The 26,194-nt window shown below is 34.0% G+C and carries 24 protein-coding genes and 1 tRNA gene; 9 read left to right on the top strand and 16 right to left on the bottom strand.

Annotated elements, in window-relative coordinates:
* The first annotated feature begins 3 nt into the window (after nucleotides 1-3).
* From tamL to ACFO5O_RS13745, 5 genes are all read left to right on the top strand, one after another.
* Nucleotides 4-2,541 (top strand): translocation and assembly module lipoprotein TamL, encoded by a 2,538-nt coding sequence (gene tamL, locus ACFO5O_RS13765; protein WP_387964744.1) that lies wholly within the window; start codon nucleotides 4-6, stop codon nucleotides 2,539-2,541.
* 128 nt (nucleotides 2,542-2,669) lie between these two features.
* A complete protein-coding gene (gene fbaA / locus ACFO5O_RS13760; RefSeq protein WP_387964743.1) occupies nucleotides 2,670-3,737 on the top strand; it encodes a class II fructose-bisphosphate aldolase in 1,068 nt (355 codons plus the stop codon).
* 39 nt (nucleotides 3,738-3,776) lie between these two features.
* On the top strand, nucleotides 3,777-4,634 hold the full coding sequence (accD, locus tag ACFO5O_RS13755) for an acetyl-CoA carboxylase, carboxyltransferase subunit beta (RefSeq protein ID WP_387964741.1): 858 nt from the start codon (nucleotides 3,777-3,779) through the stop codon (nucleotides 4,632-4,634).
* 128 nt (nucleotides 4,635-4,762) lie between these two features.
* Nucleotides 4,763-5,032 carry a 30S ribosomal protein S15 gene (gene rpsO / locus ACFO5O_RS13750; protein WP_387964739.1) on the top strand — a complete coding sequence of 90 codons (270 nt, stop codon included), beginning with the start codon at nucleotides 4,763-4,765 and terminating at the stop codon, nucleotides 5,030-5,032.
* Nucleotides 5,033-5,224: 192 nt separating this feature from the next.
* Nucleotides 5,225-7,477: a polyribonucleotide nucleotidyltransferase gene (locus ACFO5O_RS13745; RefSeq protein ID WP_387964738.1), complete on the top strand. Its 2,253-nt coding sequence runs from the start codon at nucleotides 5,225-5,227 to the stop codon at nucleotides 7,475-7,477.
* A 74-nt stretch (nucleotides 7,478-7,551) separates the two neighbouring features.
* Here ACFO5O_RS13745 and ACFO5O_RS13740 read toward each other — a convergent pair whose 3' ends face one another.
* From ACFO5O_RS13740 to ACFO5O_RS13710, 7 genes are all read right to left on the bottom strand, one after another.
* On the bottom strand, nucleotides 7,552-8,070 hold the full coding sequence (locus ACFO5O_RS13740) for a hypothetical protein (protein WP_387964736.1): 519 nt from the start codon (nucleotides 8,068-8,070) through the stop codon (nucleotides 7,552-7,554).
* A gap of 30 nt (nucleotides 8,071-8,100) precedes the next feature.
* Nucleotides 8,101-8,502, bottom strand: coding sequence for a hypothetical protein (locus tag ACFO5O_RS13735; RefSeq protein ID WP_387964734.1), 402 nt, complete (start codon nucleotides 8,500-8,502; stop codon nucleotides 8,101-8,103).
* 18 nt (nucleotides 8,503-8,520) lie between these two features.
* The gene (locus tag ACFO5O_RS13730; protein WP_387964733.1) at nucleotides 8,521-9,333 is read right to left on the bottom strand and encodes an SDR family NAD(P)-dependent oxidoreductase; all 813 of its coding nucleotides are present in this window, start codon (nucleotides 9,331-9,333) and stop codon (nucleotides 8,521-8,523) included.
* A gap of 6 nt (nucleotides 9,334-9,339) precedes the next feature.
* Nucleotides 9,340-10,308: an NAD-dependent epimerase/dehydratase family protein gene (locus tag ACFO5O_RS13725; RefSeq protein ID WP_387964731.1), complete on the bottom strand. Its 969-nt coding sequence runs from the start codon at nucleotides 10,306-10,308 to the stop codon at nucleotides 9,340-9,342.
* A complete protein-coding gene (locus ACFO5O_RS13720; RefSeq protein WP_387964729.1) occupies nucleotides 10,305-10,976 on the bottom strand; it encodes a CPBP family intramembrane glutamic endopeptidase in 672 nt (223 codons plus the stop codon). The genes ACFO5O_RS13725 and ACFO5O_RS13720 overlap by 4 nt, the downstream gene beginning before the upstream one ends.
* Before the next feature lie 2 nt (nucleotides 10,977-10,978).
* Nucleotides 10,979-11,665, bottom strand: coding sequence for a DUF6134 family protein (locus ACFO5O_RS13715; RefSeq protein ID WP_387964727.1), 687 nt, complete (start codon nucleotides 11,663-11,665; stop codon nucleotides 10,979-10,981).
* A gap of 119 nt (nucleotides 11,666-11,784) precedes the next feature.
* On the bottom strand, nucleotides 11,785-12,933 hold the full coding sequence (locus ACFO5O_RS13710) for a helix-turn-helix domain-containing protein (protein WP_387964725.1): 1,149 nt from the start codon (nucleotides 12,931-12,933) through the stop codon (nucleotides 11,785-11,787).
* A 488-nt stretch (nucleotides 12,934-13,421) separates the two neighbouring features.
* Between ACFO5O_RS13710 and ACFO5O_RS13705 the strand changes: the two genes are divergently transcribed.
* The 4 genes from ACFO5O_RS13705 to rpe all read left to right on the top strand — a co-directional run bounded on the left by ACFO5O_RS13705 (nucleotide 13,422) and on the right by rpe (nucleotide 16,734).
* Nucleotides 13,422-14,420, top strand: coding sequence for a hypothetical protein (locus ACFO5O_RS13705; protein WP_387964723.1), 999 nt, complete (start codon nucleotides 13,422-13,424; stop codon nucleotides 14,418-14,420).
* A 95-nt stretch (nucleotides 14,421-14,515) separates the two neighbouring features.
* Nucleotides 14,516-14,890 carry a hypothetical protein gene (locus ACFO5O_RS13700; protein WP_387964721.1) on the top strand — a complete coding sequence of 125 codons (375 nt, stop codon included), beginning with the start codon at nucleotides 14,516-14,518 and terminating at the stop codon, nucleotides 14,888-14,890.
* An 85-nt stretch (nucleotides 14,891-14,975) separates the two neighbouring features.
* Complete coding sequence (locus ACFO5O_RS13695) at nucleotides 14,976-15,839, top strand: sigma-70 family RNA polymerase sigma factor (protein ID WP_040247666.1); 864 nt, start codon at nucleotides 14,976-14,978, stop codon at nucleotides 15,837-15,839.
* 232 nt (nucleotides 15,840-16,071) lie between these two features.
* Nucleotides 16,072-16,734 carry a ribulose-phosphate 3-epimerase gene (gene rpe / locus ACFO5O_RS13690; RefSeq protein ID WP_387964718.1) on the top strand — a complete coding sequence of 221 codons (663 nt, stop codon included), beginning with the start codon at nucleotides 16,072-16,074 and terminating at the stop codon, nucleotides 16,732-16,734.
* On the opposite strand, the gene ACFO5O_RS13685 is transcribed toward rpe, so the two are convergent.
* From ACFO5O_RS13685 to ACFO5O_RS13645, 9 genes are all read right to left on the bottom strand, one after another.
* A complete protein-coding gene (locus tag ACFO5O_RS13685; RefSeq protein ID WP_387964717.1) occupies nucleotides 16,735-17,586 on the bottom strand; it encodes a zinc-dependent peptidase in 852 nt (283 codons plus the stop codon). It abuts the gene before it with no gap.
* A gap of 210 nt (nucleotides 17,587-17,796) precedes the next feature.
* Nucleotides 17,797-17,870: transfer RNA gene (locus tag ACFO5O_RS13680), tRNA-Arg, on the bottom strand.
* A gap of 28 nt (nucleotides 17,871-17,898) precedes the next feature.
* Nucleotides 17,899-18,348 carry a GatB/YqeY domain-containing protein gene (locus ACFO5O_RS13675; RefSeq protein WP_387964715.1) on the bottom strand — a complete coding sequence of 150 codons (450 nt, stop codon included), beginning with the start codon at nucleotides 18,346-18,348 and terminating at the stop codon, nucleotides 17,899-17,901.
* A 161-nt stretch (nucleotides 18,349-18,509) separates the two neighbouring features.
* Nucleotides 18,510-20,420 (bottom strand): cell division protein FtsZ, encoded by a 1,911-nt coding sequence (gene ftsZ / locus ACFO5O_RS13670; RefSeq protein WP_387964713.1) that lies wholly within the window; start codon nucleotides 20,418-20,420, stop codon nucleotides 18,510-18,512.
* Between the two features lie 32 nt (nucleotides 20,421-20,452).
* A complete protein-coding gene (gene ftsA / locus ACFO5O_RS13665) occupies nucleotides 20,453-21,781 on the bottom strand; it encodes a cell division protein FtsA (RefSeq protein WP_387964711.1) in 1,329 nt (442 codons plus the stop codon).
* 3 nt (nucleotides 21,782-21,784) lie between these two features.
* Nucleotides 21,785-22,504, bottom strand: a complete 720-nt coding sequence (locus ACFO5O_RS13660; RefSeq protein ID WP_387964709.1) for a cell division protein FtsQ/DivIB — start codon at nucleotides 22,502-22,504, stop codon at nucleotides 21,785-21,787.
* Nucleotides 22,494-23,846, bottom strand: coding sequence for a UDP-N-acetylmuramate--L-alanine ligase (murC, locus tag ACFO5O_RS13655; RefSeq protein ID WP_387964707.1), 1,353 nt, complete (start codon nucleotides 23,844-23,846; stop codon nucleotides 22,494-22,496). The genes ACFO5O_RS13660 and murC overlap by 11 nt, the downstream gene beginning before the upstream one ends.
* Nucleotides 23,843-24,940, bottom strand: coding sequence for an undecaprenyldiphospho-muramoylpentapeptide beta-N-acetylglucosaminyltransferase (gene murG / locus ACFO5O_RS13650; RefSeq protein WP_387964705.1), 1,098 nt, complete (start codon nucleotides 24,938-24,940; stop codon nucleotides 23,843-23,845). Before murG ends, murC begins: the two co-directional genes overlap by 4 nt.
* Nucleotides 24,937-26,133 (bottom strand): FtsW/RodA/SpoVE family cell cycle protein, encoded by a 1,197-nt coding sequence (locus ACFO5O_RS13645; RefSeq protein ID WP_387964704.1) that lies wholly within the window; start codon nucleotides 26,131-26,133, stop codon nucleotides 24,937-24,939. The genes murG and ACFO5O_RS13645 overlap by 4 nt, the downstream gene beginning before the upstream one ends.
* Nucleotides 26,134-26,194 lie beyond the last annotated feature (61 nt).

Raw genomic sequence — 26,194 nt, 5'->3', positions numbered from 1 at the left:
TTATTGAAAAATAGTCGATATAACATAGTATTACTTTTAATACCTGCAGTGTTGCTTACATCGTGTAATGTAATGAAGCGTGTAGATAATAATGACTATTTACTCACACAAAATACAGTTTTAGTTAACGAAAAAAACACCAAAACCGAAGAGATTGATAATCTAATTTATCAAAAACCAAACAACAAGTTACCTCTACTTGGAATTCCTTTAAGAGTACACATTTACAACCTTGCGCGCCCAAATATCGATTCCATTTTACAAGCTAAAATTTATGACAATCCAGATAAATTGGCCCGAAAAATTAGGCTCTTATCAAAAAAACAGTTGGTCAAAGATTTAGAATCTAGGAAAAACTTTAATAATTGGTTAAAAAAAACGGGGGAGCCTCCAGTAATTCTTGATGAGACAAAAGCTGATAAGACGACAACACAATTAAATCGCTATTTTTTTAGTAAAGGATGGTTTGATGTTGAAACCAGTCATGATATTGACAAAAGAGAAGACCAAAGAGCTTCTGTTACCTATAATGTAACTACCGGAAAACCCTATATTTTGGACTCTATTTCTACAAAAATAGCATCCCCAATTGTTGACTCTCTTTATCGAAATAATTTAAAAAAAGGGTCCCTATTGAAGGTAAAAGAACAATACAATGAGGTTAACTTTGAAAATGAACGTGAGCGTCTCACCACTGGTTTAAGAAATTCGGGCTTATACCATTTTGGACAAGATTATATCTCGTTTGATATTGATACACTTGGTGCTGCAAAAAAGGTGAACACCGAAATCATCATTAAGAACAGAGCTATTAGAGAACAGGATACAACCTTAAGAATTCCATTTAAAGTTTACAAAATAAAAGAAGTAAACATTTTTACAGATTATAGCTACGAGAACCGAAATCAAACACTAGAGAAAACTTTAGAATATAACAATTTCAACCTGTATAGTTATGATAAACTCAAGTACCGTCCTAAAGCCATTACCGACGCTATTTTTATTACTAAAGGCGATGTATTCAAGGATATTGATAGAACTCGAACCTATCGCTATTTGAGTGAGCTTCAAGCCTTCAAGTACCCCAATATTGAATATATAGAGAATATAAATGACACCACATTAACTGCTAATATTTATCTTTCTCCTAAAAAGAAATATGAATTAGGATTTTCATTTGATGTGTCTCAAAGCAATATTCAAACTATTGGGTTTTCATTTAGGACAGGATTATTAATCAGAAATATTTTTAGAGGCGCTGAAACCTTGGAAGTATCTGCACTAGGTGCTATTGGAGCTTCTAAAGACGCATCGAACAACAAAGACCAATTTTTTGACATCAACGAGGTGGGCGCCAATGCACGCTTAACCATTCCAAGGTTATTTTTTCCTATTAATACCGAAAAAATAATCCCAAAATATATGTCGCCAAGCACCCGTATTAGCTTAAGTGCTTCGGGCCAACGCAATATAGGTTTAGACAAACAATCGTTTTCAGGTGTTATTAATTATAGATGGAAACCTTCTAGAACGGTGACCAATGATACCGATTTATTCAATGTACAATTTGTTAAAAACCTGAATACTGCCAACTACTTTGGGGTCTATCAAAATTCATACAATCGCTTAAATGATATAGCAAGAGATATTAATTATATTAATAATGATGCGTCCTTGACTATTCCCGACCAAACCAATGCGTTTATAAGTGATGTGCTTAATAACAACACCTCTTTAAACCCAGGTGAAGATGACTATGTGAATGTCAACAACATCGCGCAACGCAAACAACGACTTACTGAAAACAACCTCATATTCGCATCTAACTTTAACTATGTTAAGGACAGAAAGGACAACCTTTTTGATAAAGACTTTTCTATTTTTAGAGCGCGTATCGAATCAGCGGGTAATCTACTGTCCAACTTTTCAAAACTTTTAAATCTTGATAAAAATGCTGATGGAAATTATGAAGTATTTGGTGTGCCTTATTCTCAATATATTAAAACAGAACTCGATTACATTAAGCATTGGGATTTAGGAAGAAATAATATTTTAGCAATTCGCACGTACTTCGGTATTGCGATACCTTATGGAAATTCACAAAGTATACCGTTCTCAAAAAGTTTCTTTGGAGGTGGTCCTAACGACAACAGAGCATGGGCAGCTTATAACTTAGGACCAGGAAGCACGCAATCTTCAGATGAATTTAATGAAGCCAATATGAAAATTACTGCCAGCATAGAGCAACGCTTTAATTTACTAGGCCGTTTTAACGGTGCTGTTTTTGTAGACGCTGGTAACATTTGGAATGTATTAGACAATGTTGAAGATGAAAAAGCAACCTTTAATGATTTTAGTTCATTAAAAGATATTGCAATTGGCTCTGGGTTTGGGTTGCGCTACGATTTTAGTTTCTTTGTTTTAAGAGCTGATGTTGGTTTTAAAACCTATGACCCTTCATACGAATTAGGCGATCGTTGGTTTAAAAATTACAACTTCTCCAATGCTGTTTACAACATAGGGATTAACTACCCATTTTAAGATAAAAAGTAGGCATTTTACGATAACGATTTCGCATTTTTTTTGACTTTATAGTCTCAAAAATCCACCATTCTTACCTAAAATTGATTACTTTTGAAGACTTAATTTTCAATTAAAAATCATAAAAGATGAGTCATAATATTAAACCAGGTGTTGCAACTGGAAAAGAAGTTCAAGAGATTTTTAAACTTGCTAAACAAAAAGGGTTTGCATTGCCAGCTGTAAACGTAATAGGTTCTAATACTATTAATGGTGTGTTAGAAACGGCTGCCGCTTTAAATGCGCCTGTAATCATTCAATTTTCAAATGGAGGTGCTCAATTTAATGCTGGTAAAGGCTTAAGCAACGAAAACCAACAAGCAGCAATTGCAGGTTCAATAGCTGGTGCAAAGCACGTTCACCAAATGGCTGAACTTTATGGTGTTCCTGTAATACTACATACAGATCATTGCGCAAAAAAATTATTGCCATGGATCGATGGTTTACTTGATGCAAGTGAACAACATTTTAAAGAAACTGGCAAGCCACTTTACAGTTCTCACATGATTGATTTAAGTGAAGAACCAATCGAGGAAAATATAGAAATCTGTAAACAATATTTAGCCCGAATGAGTAAAATGGGGATGACTCTAGAAATCGAATTGGGAATTACCGGAGGTGAAGAAGATGGTGTCGATAATACCGATGTTGATGATTCTAAACTATATACTCAACCTGAAGAAGTAGCTTATGCTTACGAAGAATTAAGCAAAGTGAGTGACCAATTTACCGTTGCGGCTGCATTTGGTAATGTGCATGGTGTTTACAAACCTGGAAACGTGAAATTAACCCCTAAAATCCTTAAAAATTCTCAAGACTATATTTCTAAAAAATACGGTGTAGGTTCTAACCATATCGATTTCGTATTTCATGGTGGATCAGGTTCAACTGTAGAAGAAATTAGAGAAGCTATTGGTTACGGTGTGATTAAAATGAATATTGATACCGACATGCAATATGCTTTCATGTCTGGTATTCGTAATTATATGACTGATAAAGCCGATTATTTAAATTCACAAATTGGAAACCCAGATGGTGACGATGTACCAAACAAAAAGTACTATGACCCAAGAGTTTGGCTTCGAAAAGGTGAGGAAACTTTCATCGAACGATTAAAAAAAGCATTTGAAGACCTTAATAATGTAAATACTTTATAACTTTGTATTCTAACTAACTATTAATTAAAATCGTTTTTAATGTCTTGGTTTAAAAGAAAAACAAAGGGTATTACTACCACCACCGAGGAGAAAAAGGACACCCCTAAAGGGCTATGGTATAAGTCTCCAACAGGTAAAATTATAGATACCGAAGAATTAGAAAAAAACTTTTATGTTAGCCCAGAAGATGGCTATCATGTAAGAATTGGAAGTAAAGAATATTTCGAAATCCTTTTTGATGATAACAAGTTTAAAGAGTTAGATGCTAAATTAGAATCTAAAGATCCACTTAAATTTGAAGACACTAAAAAATATCCAGATCGTTTAAAATCTGCTCAAGAAAAAACCAAGCTAAAAGATGCCGTGAGAACAGCGGTTGGGAAATCTAAAGGCAAAGATATTGTTATCGCCTGTATGGATTTCAGTTTTATTGGTGGTTCTATGGGAAGTGTTGTAGGCGAAAAAATAGCCCGTGCAGCAGATTATGCATTAAAGAAAAAAATTCCATTTGTAATCATTTCAAAATCTGGTGGCGCACGAATGATGGAAGCAGCTTTATCTTTGATGCAACTTGCCAAAACTTCTGTAAAACTGGCACAACTTTCAGACGCTCAAATTCCTTACATCTCACTTTGTACAGATCCAACTACTGGAGGAACTACAGCTTCATTCGCTATGCTAGGCGATATTAATATTAGTGAACCTGGTGCCTTGATTGGATTTGCCGGGCCAAGGGTTGTAAGAGATACAACAGGGCAAGAATTGCCAGAAGGCTTTCAAACAGCAGAGTTTTTACTAGAACACGGCTTTTTGGACTTTATTTCACATAGAAAGGATTTGAAAAACAAAATCAATCTTTATATCGATTTAATCACCAATCAACCTTTAAGAGCATAAAATAAAGCAGCCAAACGGCTGCTTTTCCTTTTTTAATAAAATTTCTTATAAATCATTAATTATTACTATATTTGCCGCTTGAAAGAAAATCTTTCAACGTACATAAAAATCATTTAAATAATATTGGAATGTATTTATCAAAAGAAGTAAAAGAGGACATCTTTAAAAAACACGGTAAAAATGCAAAGGATACCGGTTCAGCCGAAGGACAAATTGCATTATTTACACACAGAATTAATCACTTGACTGAACACTTAAAAAACAATCGTAAAGATTTTAATACAGAGCGTTCATTGGTAAAATTGGTAGGTAAGCGTAGAGCATTATTGGATTACTTAACAAAAACGGATATTTTAAGATACCGTGCCATAGTAAAAGAATTAGGATTAAGAAAATAATCACAAAAAAACCACGCTTTACAGCGTGGTTTTTTAATATAATTAACTCAAGCTAAAGAGTATAACATCGCAAATAAGAAGCTATTTACAGTTTTTCATTGGTCACACAACAACTACACAACAACACAACGACCATTGTTTAACCAAATTCGGACTATATAAATTATTGGTCAGAATTTAGAATTAAAATTTATGATTCCAAAAGTTTTTAGAGAGGTCATTGACCTCGGCGACGGTAGAGAAATTTCTATCGAAACCGGAAAATTAGCAAAACAGGCACATGGTTCTGTTGTTGTGCAATCAGGGAAATGTATGTTATTATGTACTGTTGTTTCCAACTATCAACAAAGTGATGTTGACTTTTTACCTTTAACAGTAGACTACAGAGAAAAATTTGCTGCTTCTGGGCGCTATCCTGGAGGGTTCTTTAAAAGAGAAGCCAGACCAAGTGATGGCGAAGTATTAACCATGCGTCTTGTTGACCGTGTTTTACGTCCGTTATTCCCAAAAGATTACCACGCCGAAACACAGGTTATGATTCAGTTAATGTCTCATGACGACGACGTAATGCCAGACGCTATGGCAGGATTAGCTGCATCTGCAGCAATTCAATTATCAGATTTTCCATTTGAGTGTCCAATCTCTGAAGCAAGAGTTGGCCGCATAAATGGCGAATTTATCATTAATCCTACAAGAGCACAGTTGTTAGAATCGGATATCGATATGATGATTGGTGCTTCAGCCGATTCAGTAATGATGGTTGAAGGTGAAATGAAAGAAATTTCAGAAGAAGAAATGGCCGAAGCCATAAAGTTTGCTCATGAAGCTATAAAAGTACAATGTGCGGCGCAAGTAAAATTAGCCGAAGCATTTGGTAAAAAAGAAGTTCGTGAATACCAGCCAGAACGTGAAGATGAAGATTTGGCAAAGAAAATTCACGACATGGCTTATGACAAGGTTTATGCAATTGCAAAAGCTGGTTCATCAAAACATGAACGAAGCGCTGCATTTGAAACTATAAAAGAAGAAGTAAAAGCATCCTTCACTGAAGAAGAATTAGAAGATTTTGGCGGATTAGTAACCAAATATTTCTACAAAGCTGAAAAAGCTGCCATACGTGATTTAACATTAAACGAAGGCTTGCGTTTAGACGGTCGTAAAACTGATGAAATCAGACCTATTTGGTGTGAAGTTGATTACCTTCCATCTACACATGGTTCAGCAATTTTCACAAGAGGGGAAACCCAAGCTTTAGCCACGGTTACACTTGGAACTTCAAGAGAAGCTAATCAGATTGATATGCCATCATTTGAAGGTGAAGAACGTTTCTATTTACACTATAACTTCCCTCCATTTTCTACTGGCGAAGCAAGACCAATTAGAGGAACTTCTAGACGTGAAGTTGGACATGGAAATTTAGCACAACGTGCTTTAAAAGGAATGGTTCCTGAAGATTGTCCATATACTGTACGAGTAGTATCTGAAGTATTAGAAAGTAATGGTTCGTCTTCAATGGCAACAGTTTGTTCTGGTACTATGGCACTCATGGATGCTGGTGTACAATTGAAGAAACCCGTTTCTGGAATTGCAATGGGACTTATTTCAGAAGGTGATAAATATGCCGTATTATCTGATATTTTAGGTGATGAAGATCATTTAGGTGATATGGATTTTAAAGTTACCGGAACTGCAGATGGTATAACTGCGTGCCAAATGGACATTAAGGTAAAAGGTTTATCGTATGAAATTTTGGTGAATGCTTTAAAACAAGCACGCGCTGGTCGTTTACACATTCTTGATAAATTGGTTGAGACTATTGCACAACCTAATGCTGATGTGAAAGCTCATGCACCAAAAATGATTACACGCGTAATCCCTAATGAATTTATTGGAGCCTTGATTGGTCCAGGTGGTAAAGTGATTCAAGAATTACAAAAAGCTACTAAAACCACGATCGTTATTAATGAAGACCCAATTACAGAAGAAGGCATTGTTGAAATTTTAGGCACAAATCAAGAAGGCATTGATGCTGTCTTGGCCAAAATTGATTCTTTAATGTTTAAACCTGAAGTTGGAAGTGTTTACGAAGTTAAAGTCATTAAGATGCTTGATTTTGGTGCTGTTGTAGAATACATAGATGCTCCTGGTAATGAAGTGTTATTGCACGTAAGTGAATTGGCCTGGGAACGCACCGAAAATGTTTCGGATGTTGTTAATATGGGCGATGTTTTTGACGTGAAGTATTTTGGAGTTGATCCAAGGACCAAGAAAGAGAAAGTATCGCGCAAGGCTATTTTGCCAAAACCTGAAGGCTTTAAGGAGCGCCCTCCTAGAGATAATTCTAGAGACAATCGTGGTTCTCGAGACAATCGTGGTAGAGATAATCGCGGTCGAGATAATCGCAGAGACGATAGAAGACCTAGAGAAGACAAAAAGGAAGACTAAAACCTTCTTATTTCAAATACAAAGCCTCTCAAAAATTGAGAGGCTTTTTTATATAAAAATTAGGTTTATCATAGCTAATTTTTGTTCATGATCTCTTGAAACACCTTCCATTGTTGGTCATCTCCATTAATGACAATAGTTTCTGTTTTTTTAAATGGAATTGTTAACACTCCGACTGTACTTCCTAAAATTCCTCCTCCAACAATTCCTGCAATCATTGCCTCGCCAAAATTATCGGGCGTGGGATTAAAAATAAATCCATCATCGGGATTAATACTGGCTACAGAAATAATTGAAACTGCTGTCACGCCAATAGCAGCACCCATAAGGACATTATGTCCAGCAGATCTTTTAGTCTTAATAAAGCCAATGTCACTAGCCGCAATTTTCACAGATCTCTTCCCCTTTTGCAGTAATAATAATGTATCATTTACTGCAAGTACATTTCCTTTATTTATTTTATTGCCTTCTAAATTATACACGCGAACAAATGAACGCTTATTTTTAGTCTCTGTTTGTCCATGATAAGTTGCGCTAATCATTAACGTTATTAACAATAGTATTGTTTTTAGTCGTTTCTTAATTGTTTTCATTTTTAATGATTTTAAAAGTTGATTGTTTAATTAAAGTTGATATCTAATGCTCAATTTCGCTATTGGAGCCGGTATAGTTCCTGTAAACATTTGATTGAATTTTAACATACCTAAACTGTAAAGTGCAGACATTTTTAGATGTTTTATCAAATTATAATTAGCGATAATATTTAATCCCAAATCATAATGATCATAGATATTATTTATATCGATTAGCCCAGAAAGACTTTTAAAGCCTTTTGAAAACAACCCTCCAAATTGAGGAGCGGTTTCAAAATCAAATCCATTTATAAGGTTTAATTTTTGGTTGAGTTTAAAACTTGGTTTTTCAAATAATTTCACATCAAATTTTAATGAGCTCTGTATTTGTATTTGAGAATAGCCATTGGTAATAATCCCGAAGACGATGATGAGTTTTAGTAGTGTTTTCATAACTTTATTGTTTACTGATTACAAGTTCTTGGGTTGTAAATTCCCTGCCGGAAATTTGTTGATTTCCTTATTTGTCAATTTGTCTTTGATAAATTCTGGTAAAAACTTATCCAAAACCATTAAGCACTGATTAATAAACCCAGGAACAACTATTTTTTTCTTCCTTAACATTGAATGCACTGCTATTTTTGCAGCTTTTTCTGGATTTAGAACAGACTCTCTTGGAATCCAACCTAAAATCCGGTTTTGATAGCATAATCTTGTTGTTGTATTTAAACCTCCTGGGCAGATCGTTGTAACAGAGATATTATCCTTTTTTAACTCCTTACCTAAACTTTTTGAGAAAGAAGTCAGGTAAGCCTTTGTTCCACCATATACTTGTTTCTTTGGTAGAGCAAAGAAACTGGCCATACTGCTAATATTTAAAATTGAAGCAGGTGCATATTTTTTTAAATTTGGAAGTAAAAGCCTTATTAAAAGTGTGGGTGTGGTTACATTAACCTCAATCTGTTTTAAAATAAATTCCTCTGTTAAATCCTCAAAAAAACCACGGCTTAAAACACCTGCATTGTTGACTAAATATTTTATTCGAAGTCCATGGTTTTCAATATATTCTGCAATAATATGACAACTCTGTGTTTGGCTCAAATCCAATTCTAGATAATGCACCGTGACGCTAAGGTTTTTCTCAATAAAATCTGACAATTGAGCGAGCCCCGAATTTGGCAATGCCACCAAAAGAAGGTTCATTTGTCGTTTTGCAAATTCTAAAGCCATAGCTTTTCCAAAACCTTGACTTGCCCCTGTAATTAAAGTATAATGTGTTTCCATGATGTTCTATTTTGATAAAAAATTAATGGTTTGATGAAGCCCTTTGTTAAAGGGTGTAATTTTATAACTTAATTGAGCGATCGCTTTTTGGGATGAGGCACTTCTATTGGTAAATATGGCATCCAAAACTTTGGGAGTTATAGTAGATAAACCAAATATTTTTGAGCTCAAAAACAAACTGTTTTTAACCAAATCATAATTCACTTTTAAAATTTTGATCTTACTTTTTGTAAAACTCTTTATCCTCTTAAAAAGTTCGTCATAATTCAAGTTTTCGCCTCCGATAATGTATTTTTCGCCACTTTTACCACTTTGGATAGCTAATAAGTGGGCATCAATAACATCATCAATAAAAACATAATTGGACGTGATATTAAACCTTGATGGCACCACCAAAACATCATTTTTGGCTATCATAGTTATTAGTTTATTAACACCATTAGAAAAGGTGCTTAATCCAGGCCCATAAACTCTTGTGAGATTCAAAATAACGCATGACAAGCCTTTTTTTGTGTAGTTTAAAACAGCTTCCTCTGACATAGCTTTAGTAAGTTCATAGTCATTTGCATAAGATGTTAATCTCGGCTGTTCTTCAGTAATAGGTACTTCTTTATATGAAGGGCCAAAAACGGATAGCGTACTGGTATAAATCACTTTTTTAACTTTAAGCTCCAAGGCCGCTTGCAAAATATTTTCGGTACCAACCACATTGCAGTTATAAAAATTATCGATGGATTTACATTTAAGATTAGTATAGGCCGCCGTATGAAACACATAAACACAACCTTTCATGGCCTTGAGTATAGAATTATAGTCACATATATCGCCTTCAAAAACGGTAATATTCATGTGATTGGGCAGGTTCGCCGAGCTCGTATCTCTAACCAGAGCTTGAACCGAATAATGTTGCGATGCCAATTTAAGTGCTAATTGGTGTCCCACATATCCTGTGGCACCTGTTATAAATACTTTCATAATGTTGATTTTTTTAAGGTGAGTGAATAAAACATTGAGATTTCATATACAGCCGAAAGTGCCATATGTATAAAAAAGGCATACCAAATACTATTGGTTAAAAACGTAAAAACGCATAGTACTACCCCAAAAGGAATAGCGCCCAAAATTTCTTTTCTAGAATCAAAACAGTGAATCAAAACATATAAAACTGTACAGTAGAGAATTGACGCATAGACCGAACCTATTTCTAAAAATTTGTACAATAAAATTCCTCTGAAAAAGAATTCATAACACAATAAAAACGTGAATCGAATAAGAAAGTACACCCAAGCTTTTGAAAACCTATAATGACTAATGTGATCCTTTTTAAAAGTGTTATTGCCAACAGATAAATGCGACACATAGCCAGACAAGAAGAAGATTGTTAAAAAGGACAACAGGACTGGTATTCTGGGAACTTCTATTGTATTAATTAACGATCTTAACTCTGGAGTTATGGCGTAAAAAACAACGCCAAAAAGTATAATTCCAACAACATGTTTTAAATTTAAGAGTCGCAGTCCGTTAGAAGTCAATAAAGCGCACTCAAGATTACGTATACCAAGTCTTTTATACACCATACTTATAATAAAATAGGTCATAAAACTTGTAGTCATCAACACCCATATAACAATTGAATTCTCCATAATTATAAAGGCATTAATACAACATCAAACATTGGGCTTACCGCCTCTACTTTAACACAGGCTCCATTTTTATAATGAAATATGTTATACTTACCATTAGCTATCTCGACTTTATATTTTCCATCTCCGAGATAGCTCACATCTATCATTTCTTTTTGATTATCACAAAAAACTGAAGCAATTCCGTTAGGCTCATTAAAGTAAAGTGTAATAAGGTTTTGTTGAATGTTCGGGATATTCAGGACTTCTGTTTTATTATTTTCCTTAATGTTGTAGGTTCTATTCTTTTGAACAATACTGTGATTAGCTTTGACCTTTCTATTAAGTGTTCTATAAACCGAAGAATAAACCAAAGTTCCATTTCTGAAAACCGACTTTTCCTTTCCAATAATTTTAAAGCTTAAAACAAACTTTGCGTTGATATTACTTTCAGAATTATAGGTTATAGAATCCCCAGAAACTGTTTTAATCATATTAATAGTCCCAATTACCTTTTGGTTTTTCATGATTTGAAATACCATTGGTTTTTCTTTAATTGGATTATTCAAAGCATGGGTAGATGTAAGTATTAATAGTAGAACTAACGCGAATATTTTTTGAAGTAACGACTTAATTCTAGAAAGGTTTTTATCAGTTATTGATATAACCTTTAATCGCTTTAACGTGTATAAAATTAATATTGGTACCATGACAATTAGCTTTTAGATTGTTTTTGATAATCATAAAAGTATTGTCACGAATTGGTATCAATATCCGAGATAGTCTATGGTGAAAAAATCAGGATGTCCAACGATAATTCTGGACAGTTTTAGTTATTTTCTCTAAATGCTGTAGGTGTTTCTGAAGTGAATTTTTTAAACGCTGAATAAAAAGTAGATTTCGAATTAAAACCACATTCGAGACCAATGGCAACAATGGTATATTGGTTAAATTCATCATTGGATAAAAACTTCTTGGCCTGTTCAACACGAAGGGAATTAATAAAATCTGAAAAATTAAATTGACTGTATGAATTTACAAGCTTTGAGAAATAGCTTTTACTCATGCCCAAATCGGTAGCTAATGTTTCCATACTAAGTAATGGATCTAAATACAGTTTATTTTTAATGATATGATTCCTTATGTTATTAAAATCATTTTGATGCTTTTCATTGTAAAAATCGTCTTCTTCATTTTTAGAATTGACATTAAAACCTCCTTCAGAAGAAATAAGAACTTTATTAGTTATAATCTGGTTTCTCAACACAATTCGGTCTTGCACAATATTGTATTTATAAAATCCTTGATAGCCAATCCAATATAAAAGAATCGAGGACCCTAATCGCAAAGGATAATAAGCCACTTCACTCCCATTTATGTTGTTAAAAACAACAGCCACAATCCAAAGTAAAATAACAACGCTACCTAGTTTAATAAACCATTTTATCCAATTTAAATCGTCATAGGATAAAATAAATTCTAATAAATCATGGCGTTTAAAAACTAAAAGACACGCATTAATAAACAAGAAAATACAATACACTAAATTAAATGTTTCCTCAAAAACCGTGTATTGATCAATGTGGCTGGTATTCTGTTCAGGAACCTCATAATAAACATACGATATTAGGCAAAGCCGTATTACCAGTTCGAAAATAAAAATAATTAATGTTGGCTTTATAAAATCATTAACCCGCTTTTCAACACGTAAAAAATGGGTTGTAAATGCATAGAACATTGGAAAAATAAGCACATACCAAGGGACAAAAAACTGTTGTATCAAAAAAAGATCAGAAGTGAAATTATTATCGATCAACCAACGCTGTAGATTATTCAATGAAATGAAAAGAACGGTTAAATTTAAATAGACAATAACCCTGTCAAACTTCTTTTTCACTAAAAGTGTTACCAAGTTGAATCCAAAACCTTGAATAACACCAGCAATAAGTAGAAAATTAATAACTGAAACAAGGTTCATAACAAAATTCATCACACCTTATCAGCCATTACAAACTTAAGCTTCAAGGTTGGTTGGTTTAAATGAAACGTATTGATTATAAAACTAATATAACGAAATTGTAGGTATTTAAGTTGAGAAGTCGAGCTTTTTGAACATAAGATATTATAAATTAGGAAATAATGTATAAGTTTTAAACCTAAAATAAATGTCAAGAATGATAGAGTTGTGCTATTGTAGAATTAGTATTTAACCCTCGTTTTATACTTTTTGTAAAGTATTGTTTGCAATTCTTATTTATTAAAACATAATATATATACCTATCCAAAACCAATTCCAACAGTGACCAGTTTTTATGAGATTTTTGTTCCATAATGCAAAAACTTTAATGATCTACTCAAAATTAATTGTATTAATTGAAAAATGATTATTAAAATGAGCTTATAATTCGCTTTATTTTTCTTATTTTTCACAAAATCTTCCTAATCCTACTTGCCTTCTCTCAAAAAATGCAAGAAGTATTTATTTCACACTTGAAAGCCAAATCACGAGATAATACATCGTTTGTTGATGAAATTGCTTCTGTACTTGATATAGGTTATGATGCCGCCTATAGACGTATTAATTTGAAAACAAGTTTGTCATTAGAAGAAAGTGTAAAACTTGCGAAACATTACAAAATCTCACTTAATAATCTTTTTGAGGTAGGTGATCCCAATACTATTTTAACACAACTTTCTCCCAGGCCAAGTAACGAAAAAGGACTTGAACTATGGTTTAAACAATCGCTTCAAAATGTTATCCCATTAACCAAAATAAAGGATGCCGAAATTATATGGTCAGGTAAAGACATTTCGCTTTTTAGAACCTTAACAGACTCTCATTTAACTCGTTATAAAATGTACGTTTGGCTTAAGGATTTAGATATTGAAATGGCAAAGAGTAAAATTACCTTTGATCAATGGGTTAAAACAATACCAACTTCATTACTTCAAAGTGCCTTTGATTTAAGTGACATTTACAACCATATAAATATAACTGAATTATGGAACGATAATACGGTAAATGGCACATTGCAACAGGTGCTTTACTATTTTGAAGCTGGTTTGGTTTCGAAAGACATGGCTTTACTAATCTGTGATGACATTCATGATGTTATAAATCACATAGAAGCCCAAACCATCAGACAAAGTATTAATGAATTGCAAAACGAAAAATTTTTCAGGCTATTTAAATGCGATTTACATACTCTTACAAATACTGCTATGATTGTAACACCGCATCAAAAAGTATTTTTCTCACCATTTACAGTATTAAGCTATTTTAAGATTGAACATAAAGACACCTGTGATATGATGCACGAGTTTTTAGAAAAACAAATGTCAATTTCAAAACTTTTGGCAACTTCTGGAGAACGAGACAGAACAATTTTCTTTAAAACAATACACCAAAAAATATCCATAGTAAAAGAGCGTATAAATATGGATGATAAAATGTCTTTTTTATAAACCATCTAAAAGCTACTCTACTACAATTAAAGCCAAAAAACGTTAAAGCCCGTTAATAATTTGCTATTGTAAATTATTTTACTATATTACTAGTTATGATTTACACAGACAAAGACAAATATTTAGAGGTATTAAATGATTCTCTCGCTTATCTCGAACAACGCGGATATGAAAACATTAAAGCTGACACTAAAGGTTACGAAACACCTAAATCGTATTCAAAAGTTGGGAGCGACATAAGTATTACACCTGATATTGTTGCAGAAAAAGAAGGCCAGAAGCACTATTTCGAATTGAGCTTAAAGTCTGAAAAGCCTAATTTACTAAAATCAAAATGGCTTTTTTTAAATACCTTAAGCAATATGAAGTCCCATAGATTTAGGTTAATAACTACACGTGGTCATTACAAGTTCACTAATGAAATGTTGGATGACATCAACCTTACCGATAAAAAATTAATTAAAATTTAATTTAATCTTTTGTAACATTTTTGGCACTAATTACGTATAACTACAAGGTAGTATTATCATTCGTATTAAAAACTAGACAAATTAAATGAGACAACTTAAAATTACCAAGCAGGTTACCAATAGAGAAACTGCTTCGTTAGACAAATATTTACAAGAAATTGGAAAGGTTGACTTAATCACCGCAGATGAAGAGGTCGAATTAGCGCAACGTATTAAAGCTGGTGATCAAGTGGCTTTAGAAAAATTGACTAAAGCTAATCTCCGTTTTGTTGTTTCGGTAGCAAAGCAATATCAAAATCAAGGGTTAACATTACCAGATTTAATTAATGAAGGTAATTTAGGACTAATAAAAGCCGCGCAACGTTTTGATGAGACACGTGGTTTCAAGTTTATTTCATATGCTGTTTGGTGGATTCGTCAATCAATACTTCAGGCATTAGCCGAACAATCTCGAATTGTACGTTTACCATTAAATAAAATTGGTTCAATTAACAAAATCAATAAAACATTTGCCTTTTTAGAGCAAAGTCACGAACGTCCTCCAAGTGCTGAAGAAATTGCAAAAGAGTTGGACATGACTATTAATGACGTTAAAGAGTCTATGAAAAACTCTGGCCGTCATGTATCAATGGATGCACCATTAGTAGAAGGAGAAGATTCAAACCTTTATGACGTATTACGAAGTGGAGAATCTCCAAATCCAGATAAAGATTTATTGCATGAATCGCTTCGCACTGAAATTGAGCGTGCTTTAGAAACTTTAACACCTCGTGAAGCTGATGTTATTCGTTTGTACTTTGGGCTTGGAAATCAACATCCTATGACCTTGGAAGAAATTGGAGAAACATTTGATTTAACTCGTGAACGTGTTCGGCAAATTAAAGAAAAAGCTATTAGACGCTTAAAACATACGTCTAGAAGTAAAATATTAAAAACATATTTAGGATAGTTTCGAACTTGTTTATTACCAAAATTAAGATATATTTCTTATATTGGAGCCAAGCAAATTTGAACAGGTATTTTTAAAATATATTTTAGTTTCGTAAAATAGTTACGACTAAATAAACGCAACAAACAGTTACACATAACTGTTCGTTTTTTGATTGATGAAAGAACCCAGAGCTGATTACTCTGGGTTCGTTTTTTTACCTACTTTTGCAAAAACAATCTAATACACTTCAATGAATTCTAAATTAATAGCACCTTCAATCCTGGCAGCAGATTTTGCCAATCTTCAACGTGATATAGAAATGGTAAATAAAAGTGAAGCAGATTGGTTTCATATAGATATAATGGATGGTGTATTTGTGCCGAACATCTCATTTGGAATGCCAGTTTTAAAAGCGATATCCAAACATGCCAAAAAAACCATTGATGTGCATTTAATGATAGTAGATCCAGATCGCTATATAAAAACGTTTGCTGATTTAGGCAGTAATGTATTAACGGTACATTACGAAGCCTGTACGCATTTACATAGAACACTGCAGGCTATTAAAGCGGAAGGCATGCAAGCTGGTGTGGCACTTAATCCACACACTAATATTAATGTTCTTGAGGATACTATTAATGACATTGATTTGGTGTGCTTAATGAGTGTTAATCCCGGCTTTGGAGGTCAAAGTTTTATAGAGAACACTTTTAATAAGGTAAAACAATTAAAAGAACTTATTACCAGAAAAAATGCTGCAACCAAAATTGAAATTGATGGAGGGGTAACCAATAAAAATGCTAAACAATTAGTTGATGTTGGTGCAGATGTTTTAGTTGCTGGTAGTTATGTGTTTGGAAGTTCTAATCCAATTGAGACTATTAAAGACCTAAAAGCAATAGTAAATAGTTAATTAGTATCCAGCAAAATTAAAATTGAGCATTTGCTTGGTTTTATTATATACTTCTGGAAATTGTGCTCTAAACTCTGATGGCGTTTCAATGAAAGTTTCAATGACTACGGCCAAAAACTCAAATTGATTAGTATAAGCGTAATCCCTAAAGTATTTTGAAGCAATCAGTTCTTTTCTTAAGTCCTCCTTGTTGGTCAATAAGTCGGTAAGCTCTTTAAATGAATCTGAAAATATGGTAGAACTCACATCGCGTTCTTTGATACTATTCAGATGAATAGCATGTGCAAATTCATGAATTCCAAGATTAATTTTATCAGTATTATTCTCAAATCCTTTTTTAAAATCTTTCCAAGATAGCACTAAAGTTTTAAGCCTTGGATTAAATTCTCCTTTATGATAGTCATTATTGGATCTGGAGAAAAATTCATTAGGATAAATAAATATTCTATTGATTAATCCAATATAAAAATCTCTAAATCCAAACGTTAGCATGACTGCAGTTGCAGAAATGAGCACCCTCATTTCTTCTGTAACTTGAACACCTTCTCTACCTATAAAATGTTTATCAGCCATAAATGAAGCAACACGATGTTCGAAAACACGTTGTTGTTTTAGGGATAATTTATTATAGAATCTAAATTGTTTACGTAAAATAACTTTTTGAGAATTACTTAATTTTTTTAGAAAAAAAGAGGTGTGGACGAAAAATGGTTTTTTTGTTCGAATCACATAACTTAATTCCACCATTCTTAAGGCAAAATTCAACAACATCGCTAAAAGAATAGCAAAGAAAATACCGATGACTATTTTACCTCCAGTAGTAAGCTGCTCTATAAAAACGATTAATTTCACTTCACAAATAACGTTGATTACACTAATACATTGTGAGGGAATTAATAATAAATAAAGAAATTAAAGGTACAAAAAAAAGACTATGAAAGATTACAAGGTTAAATTTTAAATTAAAATACTGCCTATGAACGTTCTACTTTGAAAACAAAAAACACCAAAGGATCAAATTTTAGCAAGTTTGATTCACCCTTTGGTGCTTTAGCTTATTCGTGACCGCGGAGGGATTCGAACCCCCAACCCTCAGAGCCGAAATCTGATATTCTATCCAGTTGAACTACGCAGCCCTAATTCCCATTAAAACAGGAACATGATTTATATTAATTTAGATCTTACAATAGTAGAAATGGTTTTACCATCGGCCTTACCAGCCAATTGTTGATTGACTATTCCCATTACTTTACCCATGTCTTTCATGCCCTCTGCGCCTACTTTAGTTATTGTTTCTGCCACGAACTTTTCTATTTCTGTTTCGCTTAATTGGGCTGGTAAAAATTGGCTAATAACTTCAGCCTGCGCTAACTCGGGCTCAGCAAGATCTTCTCTATTTTGTTCGGTATAAATATTAGCACTGTCTTTACGTTGTTTTACAAGCTTTGATAAGATTTTAATCTCTTGGTCTTTAGAAAGTTCTTCTTTAGATCCCGTTTCGGTTTGGGCCAATAAAATTTCAGACTTGATCGCTCTCAATGCGGCCAATGCAGTTTGATTTTTATCTCTCATTGCAGCTTTCATAGCCGTCATTACATCATCTTGTAAGCTCATGATTGTATCTATTGTTTTAAAATGCGAAGATAAGTAAAAACTATTGATATAAAAGACTCCTTTTCTGGTTTAGAAACTTAAAATTTCGTTTAAATAAAAACCCGAAAAGTAATTAAACTTTTCGGGTTCAACATAGCGAAAACGCTAAATTAAATCAGCTATTAATCAACGTTATCGTGTAAGAAAGAATTATTACTTCGTAACTGAATATCATCATTTTCATCAGTTCCTACTGACATTCTCGAGCTATTAGTTTCAGAAGAATGTGGTGTGTCGTCTAAATTTATGCCTTGACGCTTGTATGCTGGCTCGCGTTCTATTTCGTCAATTTTTGAAGTTTTAAATCGATAATTGAAATCCTTCATTTTGCGACGTCTCTCATCGGCTCTTTCTTTTAAAAGCTCTGATATAGGACTGTTCATTGGATCAATGTCTTCTTTTTCTATTGGTGCCTGAACTTTTTCCTCTACTACTTTCTTTTCAAAAACAATCTCTTCTTCAACTTCAATTTCTTTTGATTTTGTTTTATTCATAGACGATTCAAAACTCATAAAATCATCTAAAGCATAGCGTGTTTCTCCGGTTTCATTAGCTTCGGTTACTGGGATTATTTCTACATAATCTTTTACTTTATAATCTTTAACCTCGTCATCTAAATCAAATAAAACCTTATTTTCGGTAGTCTCTTTTTCCTTTTTTTGATCTGACAAAGGCAAATCAAAGGTCAAAGTTATTTGCTCTTCTTCTTCAAATTCAACCTCTTTAACTTCTTCTACTTTTTCTTTTTGAACTGGTGTAATGATAAAATCGTCTTCTGCTTTATGATCTAACACTTCTTGGTAAACTACGTTCATATTTTTTATGAACTCTGTAGTAGGAATTAAATTTGAGTGTATATCGTCGTCATCATTATCATCAATTATCAAAGTATGCTTCACAACTTCAGATTCATTATCATCTTCTTTTTTAAGGATAATGTCTGGAGTTATAATGGCAGGTTCTCGCTCTTTTACATTAATATCATCATGATCTTCTTCTAATGCATGAACCACTTTTTTGACTTCGGTATTTGAAATTTCATGTTGTTGATCAATATTGAATCCAGTAGCAATAATGGTCACAGAGATGGACTCCTGTAGGGACTCGTCTTCTCCAACACCCATAATGATATTAGCACCGTGACCAGCTTCATTTTGAATATGATCGTTGATTTCACCAATTTCGTCAATGGTAATTTCTTGAGAACCAGAAACGATAAGCAACAATACGTTTTTAGCTCCGGTAATTTTATTGTCATTTAATAAAGGAGAATCAAGAGCTTTCATAATGGCCTCTTGAGCTCTTGTTTTTCCAGATGCTGCAGCAGAACCCATAATAGCGGTACCACTATTGCTCAATACGGTTTTAGCATCCCTTAAATCTATATTTTGAGTGTAGTGATGTGTAATAACTTCGGCGATACCACGTGATGCGGTTGACAACACCTCGTCAGCTTTTGAGAATCCAGCTTTAAACCCTAGGTTTCCATATACCTCTCTAAGCTTATTATTGTTGATCACTACTAAAGAATCAACATGACCACGTAGGTTTTCTATCCCTTTTTGAGCTTGCTCATTTCTGGTTTTTCCTTCAAATTGAAAAGGCATAGTAACGATTCCAACCGTGAGAATATCTAGTTCTTTTGCCATTTTTGCAATGATTGGAGCAGCTCCAGTACCTGTTCCACCACCCATTCCGGCAGTAATAAATACCATTTTTGTATTGGTATCTAACATTCGACGGATGTCTTCTAAACTTTCTACAGCAGCCTGCTCTCCTACATCAGGATTTGCGCCCGCTCCTAAACCTTCGGTTAAGTTAACACCAAGTTGAATTTTGTTGGGCACTCCACTATTTTGAAGTGCTTGTGCATCTGTGTTACAGATTACAAAATCAACACCCTTAATTCCTTGTTGAAACATGTGATTGATAGCATTGCTACCGCCACCGCCAACACCAATAACCTTGATGACGTTGGATTGGTTTTTTGGTAAATCGAATGCAATGTTTCCTAATTCGTTGTTGTTGCTCATATAATTAGTTCTTTACTGGATTTATAATTAATTTATTCTGCATTATCTAAAAAATCTTTAACACGCTCGGTTAGCTTATCTAAAAATGACCGGCGTTCCTTTTTTGGAGGATTTACAACATCGTTTGCATTTGAGGCTTCTTCAGAAGCTTCTGCCTGAAGTTCCAAATTTTCTCTTTCCTTTTCAACACGTTTACGCTCTTGTCTTTTAAGACCATCCATTACTAAACCTACGGCTGTAGCATAAAGAGGGCTAGCTACATCTTCGTCACTATCTCCTGCAAGGTGTTCATTCGGGTATCCAATTCTGGTATCCATTCCAGTGATATATTCTACTAACTGTTTTAAATGTTTAAGCTGACTACCGCCTCCAGTTAAAACAATTCCTGCAATGAGTTTTTTCTTTTGTTCTTCGTGCCCATAGTTTTTTATCTCAACATAAACTTGCTCTACAATTTCCACAACACGTGCATGAATAATTTTGGAAAGATTTTTAAGCGTAATCTCTTTAGGTTCTCTTCCTCGTAAACCAGGAATTGAAACAATCTCGTTGTCTTTATTTTCTCCGGGCCATGCCGAACCAAACTTTATTTTTAACAATTCGGCCTGCTTCTCTATAATTGAACAGCCTTCTTTGATGTCTTCAGTAATGACATTACCCCCAAAAGGAATAACAGCCGTATGACGAATAATACCGTCCTTGAAAACCGCTAAATCTGTGGTTCCACCTCCAATATCAATTAAGGCAACCCCTGCTTCTTTTTCTTCCTGGCTTAAAACAGCATTAGCTGATGCCAATGGCTCCAGCGTTATACCCTCTAATTCCAATCCAGAACTTTTTACACATCTACCTATGTTTCTTATAGATGAAACCTGACCAACAACCACATGAAAGTTAGCTTCAAGTCTTCCACCGTACATGCCAATCGGTTCTTTTATTTCACCCTGTCCGTCCACTTTATACTCCTGTGGCAGCACATGGATAATTTCCTCTCCTGGGAGCATGACCAATTTATGTACTTGGTTAATTAGGCGGTCAATATCTTCTTCATCAATGACTAATTCAGAATTTGCTCTTGTGATATAATCACTATGTTGTAAACTTCTAATATGCTGACCCGCAATACCAACGGTTACATCTTCAATTTTTAATCCGGCTTCTGCTTCTGCTTCTTGAACGGCTTGTTGAATAGATTGAATAGTTTGTGTAATATTATTCACCACACCTCTGTGCACGCCCAAACTTTTAGATTTCCCTATTCCTAAAATTTCGGCTTTGCCGTATTCATTCTTACGACCTATCATGGCCACAATTTTTGTGGTTCCAATATCTAGTCCTACTGAAATTTTATTATTCTCCATGCCTTACTTTTTGGTGCATATTACTTGGTTGTCAAACTTTAAATTTACCACACTGTACGTATCGAGTGTTTGGTCTCTCATTGCTTTTTGATAAAACGCTTTGAGGTTGTTCACTTTTTTATCTAATGACTTTAACGATCCTAAATGAATAGTAAAATCATGTAATCTAAATTTCAAGTCTATCGATTTGTCTTCATTTTGATGAATCTCGATGACATGTTTTTTTAAAAAATCATCTTCTTGAACTTTTTTTGCAATGTGGTAAACATTACCAAGTTCATTTTTATAAATAGCTCCAGTAACAAGTGGTACTCTTGCAGTATAATTTGTTGATAACGGCATATAACTACCCATATCATCAATATAAAACGATGCGTTTGTACTAACTCTAGCCAACGGTTTTTTTTGTTCAATCTCTGCTGTAATTTTACCTTCAACATCGATAAACACTTGAGCTTGCTTAATCATTGGATTAGAATTTAGGGCAGTTTCCAATCCGTTCAAATCTATAATTTCTTTAGGCTTATCCGTAACGGTTTGTTGATTTTGTATTAACAATTTACTAACAGTTTCATGCGTGACAAATAAATTATCTTCTCCAATAAAATGTATTAATGGAGTGCCTACTTTCCTTGAAGAATTTCTCACAGAAGAGAATGCATACAATGACACTACTGTTACCAATAGCGCAATCCCTTTTATGTAATTATAATTAACTCGCAACGCTTAAGGCTTCTTTAATATGTTTAACTTCCTCTCCTATATCTCCGGCTCCAACGGTTAAAATAACCTGAGCATTTGTTTGTTTTAATTCCGCAATTAGCTCTGATTTCTGAACCAATTTTTTATTGTTATTTTGAATTTTATCTAGTAACCATTGTGAGGTAACCCCTTCTATTGGTAATTCTCGCGCAGGATAAATATCCAAAAGTAGGATCTTATCAAATTGGGACAAACTTTGTGCAAATCCATCTACAAAATCTCTTGTGCGACTAAATAAATGCGGTTGAAATACGATCAAAACTTCCTTATCTGGATACATTTCTCGAACGGCTTGATGTACGGCATCAATCTCCTGCGGATGGTGCGCATAGTCATCAATAAACACCAAATTGCTTGTTTTAATTTGATAGGTAAATCTTCGTTTAACCCCAGTATAAGATGCTAATGCCTCGGCGAGCTGTTGGTGAGGGATGCCATATTCTACAGTCATCGCCAAGGCTATTAATGCATTCGACAGATTGTGTCTACCAGGTAGGTTAAATTTGAAATTTTCAAGAGTGGTATTAGGTGTTTTTACATCAAACACATAAGCACCATCTATTATTTTTATGTTGATAGCCGAATAATCGGCGTCATCGTCTATTCCGTAAGTTATTCCCGTTAAAGGCAATCCATTTTTCACAAACAGTTTACCGTTAGGTTTTATTTTCTTTGAAAATTCAACAAAAGATTCTTGAAGTGATTCAGCATCTCCGTAAATATCTAAATGGTCGGCATCCATTGAAGTTATCCCAGCCATATCAGGAGATAAGGTTAAAAATGAACGGTCAAATTCATCCGCCTCAACTACCGTTATCTTAGTACCATTGAGAATTAAATTTGAATTATAATTTTGGCTAATTCCTCCTAAAAACGCAGTAACCTCTACATTACATGAGTTCAACAAATGCCCCAAAATACTCGTTGTTGTAGTTTTACCATGGGTTCCAGCAATAGCAAAACAATAAGTATCCTTTGTTATCTCACCAAGCACTGCAGATCGCTTTAAGACTTCAAATCCATTTGATCTAAAATAATTAAGTTCAGCATGTGTTTTAGGGATTGCAGGGGTATAAACCACCAAAGTTTGTTCTGGATTCAGAAATTGAGCATCGATTTGTTCAACATTATCTTCAAAATGAATTTTAATTCCCATGGCTTGCAAGTCACCTGTAATTTCTGTGGGTGTTTTATCGTATCCTGCAACTTGCTTATTATTCGCATGAAAATAGCGCGCCAAGGCACTCATACCGATACCTCCAATACCCACAAAATAAACGCTATTTACGGTTTTTAAACTCATTTACTTTTAAGCAGTTTTTCTACTTCGTTTACTATATCCTTTGTGGCATTAACCAATGCCAATGTTTTAATACTTGCACTCAATTGCTCTTGTCTTTCGGTTGAAGCTATGAGTTGTGAAAATTTGTTTTCAAAATCAACTTCCAAATCTGATTCCTTAATTAAAATGGCCGCTTCTTTATCTACAATTGCCATAGCATTTTTGGTTTGATGATCTTCGGCCACATTTGGCGAAGGGATAAAAATTACGGGTTTACCTACAATACATAATTCAGACACAGAACTTGCACCAGCTCTCGAAATAATAACATCAGCAGCAGCATAAGCTAAATGCATGTTATTTAAAAACGCATGTACTTGAACGCTATCAAAATTGTTATAATGCTTGTATTCATTATAATATAACTTGCCGCATTGCCAAATCACCTGTACGTTTTGCGTTTGAAAAAACTCTAATTCCTTTTCAATAAGTTGATTGATTCTTCGCGCTCCCAAACTTCCTCCTAAAACTAAAAGGGTATGTTTACCGTGTTTTAATTTAAAGGCATCTTTTGCCATTATTGATTTATCCTCAATATCTAATAAATCGAGACGAATTGGATTTCCAGTTTTAATAATCTTCTTTTTCGGGAAAAATCGTTCTAGACCATCATAAGCCACACAGATTTTATCAACCTTTTTACTTAATAGTTTATTGGTGATTCCAGGATATGAATTCTGTTCTTGTATTAAAGTTGGAATCCTTTTCGTAGCTGCGACCTGCAATAAAGGACCACTTGCAAAGCCTCCTGTACCAATAGCTACATCAGGCTTAAAGTCGTTAATAATTTTACGGGCTCGTAATAAACTTAAAATTAATTTTAAAGGAAATATCAAATTTTTCAAGGTTAACTTGCGTTGAATACCAGAAATCCAAAGGCCCTCAATTTTATAACCTGCTTCTGGCACTTTTTCCATTTCCATTTTGTCAGAAGCACCAACAAATAAGAACTGTGCATCTGGGAAACGAGATTTTAGCTCGTTTGCAATAGCGATTGCAGGAAAAATGTGTCCTCCTGTACCACCTCCAGATAATATGATTCTATATTCGCTCATTCTAAAGCTTCGCTTAAGATCTCAAGTGGATTTTCTTCCACATGTTCTTGTTCTTTTAATTCTTCACGTTTAGCACTAACACTAAGAATGATTCCTATAGCCAGACAGGTCATCCAAATGGACGTTCCTCCGCTACTAATTAAAGGCAATGTTTGTCCTGTAACAGGAAATAATTCAACCGCAACGGCCATATTTATTAAAGCTTGAAAAACAATTGGCAATCCTACACCTAGGACTAACAACTTTCCAAAAGTAGTATCTGATTTTTGTGAGGCAATTACAATTCTGAATAACAACCAAGAATACATTACTAATAAAAACAATCCGCCGATTAAGCCATATTCTTCAATGATTATTGCAAAAATGAAATCGGATGATGATTGAGGTAAAAAATTCTTTTGAATACTTTTTCCAGGCCCAACACCATGTATACCTCCTGACGCAATAGCGATTTTCGCTTTTTCAATTTGATAGTCGGCCTCGGTATCTTCACCATTAGCAAAATTTTCAATCCTATTCATCCAAGTATCAATTCTATTGGGCATGGCATCGGGAAATGCCTTTGCAACCAAAACAAAAAGCACCAATGACAAAATACCTGCTCCTACAATAACGGTCAAATATTTAATGGGATAGCCTCCAATAAACACCAAAATCATCACCATTGCGAACATTATAGCGGCAGTTGAAAAGTTGGCTGGAAGAATCAATAGCAACATTAAAAACACTGGAATCCAAAGTGGTAAAATCGATTCTTTAAAAGTGACAGCCTTATCTTTAATTTTTGATAAATACCTTGCCACATAAACCATTAAAACAACAGAGGCCAACGTAGAGGTTTGAAATGACATTCCGACTATTGGAATTTGAATCCACCTACTTGCATTTGCTCCTTCAACAGTTGTTCCTTGTAGTATGGTCACGACCAACAATATAAACACTATCGGCATCATAACCATCGACAATCCCCTAAAGTAGCGGTAAGGGATTCGATGCACCCCGTACATAATTGCAAAACCTAAAAAGAGGTGCATAAAGTGCTTCACAAAAAACGAAAAGGTACTCCCAATGCCTCCAATATAGGCTAGATTACTAGCCGCACTATAGACTGGAAGAAACGAAAATATGGCTAGCAACGCCGCAATAGCCCATATTAATCGATCTCCTTTTATGTTATTAAATAGTGTTTGCACTTTTTAATTTCTATTTTAAATGTGATGCTTCGACATGCTCAGCATGACTAAAACATCTTTT

It is taken from the genome of Geojedonia litorea (assembly GCF_042654525.1).
Classification (GTDB): Bacteria; Bacteroidota; Bacteroidia; order Flavobacteriales; family Flavobacteriaceae; genus Geojedonia; species Geojedonia litorea.
Note: the sequence above shows the minus strand (reverse complement) of the source record. Positions and strands in the feature narration are given on the sequence as shown.

Bases quoted from the DNA above. Each gene is read 5' to 3' on its own strand.
- rpsO (WP_387964739.1), top strand. From the start codon at position 4,763: ATGTATTTATCAAAAGAAGTAAAAGAGGACATCTTTAAAAAACACGGT.
- ACFO5O_RS13740 (WP_387964736.1), bottom strand. From the start codon at position 8,070: ATGAAAACAATTAAGAAACGACTAAAAACAATACTATTGTTAATAACG.
- ACFO5O_RS13705 (WP_387964723.1), top strand. From the start codon at position 13,422: ATGCAAGAAGTATTTATTTCACACTTGAAAGCCAAATCACGAGATAAT.
- ftsZ (WP_387964713.1), bottom strand. From the start codon at position 20,420: ATGAGCAACAACAACGAATTAGGAAACATTGCATTCGATTTACCAAAA.
- ACFO5O_RS13675 (WP_387964715.1), bottom strand. From the start codon at position 18,348: ATGAGCTTACAAGATGATGTAATGACGGCTATGAAAGCTGCAATGAGA.
- murG (WP_387964705.1), bottom strand. From the start codon at position 24,940: ATGAGCGAATATAGAATCATATTATCTGGAGGTGGTACAGGAGGACAC.
- ACFO5O_RS13695 (WP_040247666.1), top strand. From the start codon at position 14,976: ATGAGACAACTTAAAATTACCAAGCAGGTTACCAATAGAGAAACTGCT.
- ACFO5O_RS13725 (WP_387964731.1), bottom strand. From the start codon at position 10,308: ATGAAAGTATTTATAACAGGTGCCACAGGATATGTGGGACACCAATTA.
- ACFO5O_RS13710 (WP_387964725.1), bottom strand. From the start codon at position 12,933: ATGAACCTTGTTTCAGTTATTAATTTTCTACTTATTGCTGGTGTTATT.
- ACFO5O_RS13730 (WP_387964733.1), bottom strand. From the start codon at position 9,333: ATGGAAACACATTATACTTTAATTACAGGGGCAAGTCAAGGTTTTGGA.
- ACFO5O_RS13700 (WP_387964721.1), top strand. From the start codon at position 14,516: ATGATTTACACAGACAAAGACAAATATTTAGAGGTATTAAATGATTCT.
- rpe (WP_387964718.1), top strand. From the start codon at position 16,072: ATGAATTCTAAATTAATAGCACCTTCAATCCTGGCAGCAGATTTTGCC.
- ACFO5O_RS13735 (WP_387964734.1), bottom strand. From the start codon at position 8,502: ATGAAAACACTACTAAAACTCATCATCGTCTTCGGGATTATTACCAAT.
- ACFO5O_RS13745 (WP_387964738.1), top strand. From the start codon at position 5,225: ATGATTCCAAAAGTTTTTAGAGAGGTCATTGACCTCGGCGACGGTAGA.
- ftsA (WP_387964711.1), bottom strand. From the start codon at position 21,781: ATGGAGAATAATAAAATTTCAGTAGGACTAGATATTGGAACCACAAAA.
- accD (WP_387964741.1), top strand. From the start codon at position 3,777: ATGTCTTGGTTTAAAAGAAAAACAAAGGGTATTACTACCACCACCGAG.
- murC (WP_387964707.1), bottom strand. From the start codon at position 23,846: ATGAGTTTAAAAACCGTAAATAGCGTTTATTTTGTGGGTATTGGAGGT.
- ACFO5O_RS13715 (WP_387964727.1), bottom strand. From the start codon at position 11,665: ATGGTACCAATATTAATTTTATACACGTTAAAGCGATTAAAGGTTATA.
- ACFO5O_RS13720 (WP_387964729.1), bottom strand. From the start codon at position 10,976: ATGGAGAATTCAATTGTTATATGGGTGTTGATGACTACAAGTTTTATG.
- fbaA (WP_387964743.1), top strand. From the start codon at position 2,670: ATGAGTCATAATATTAAACCAGGTGTTGCAACTGGAAAAGAAGTTCAA.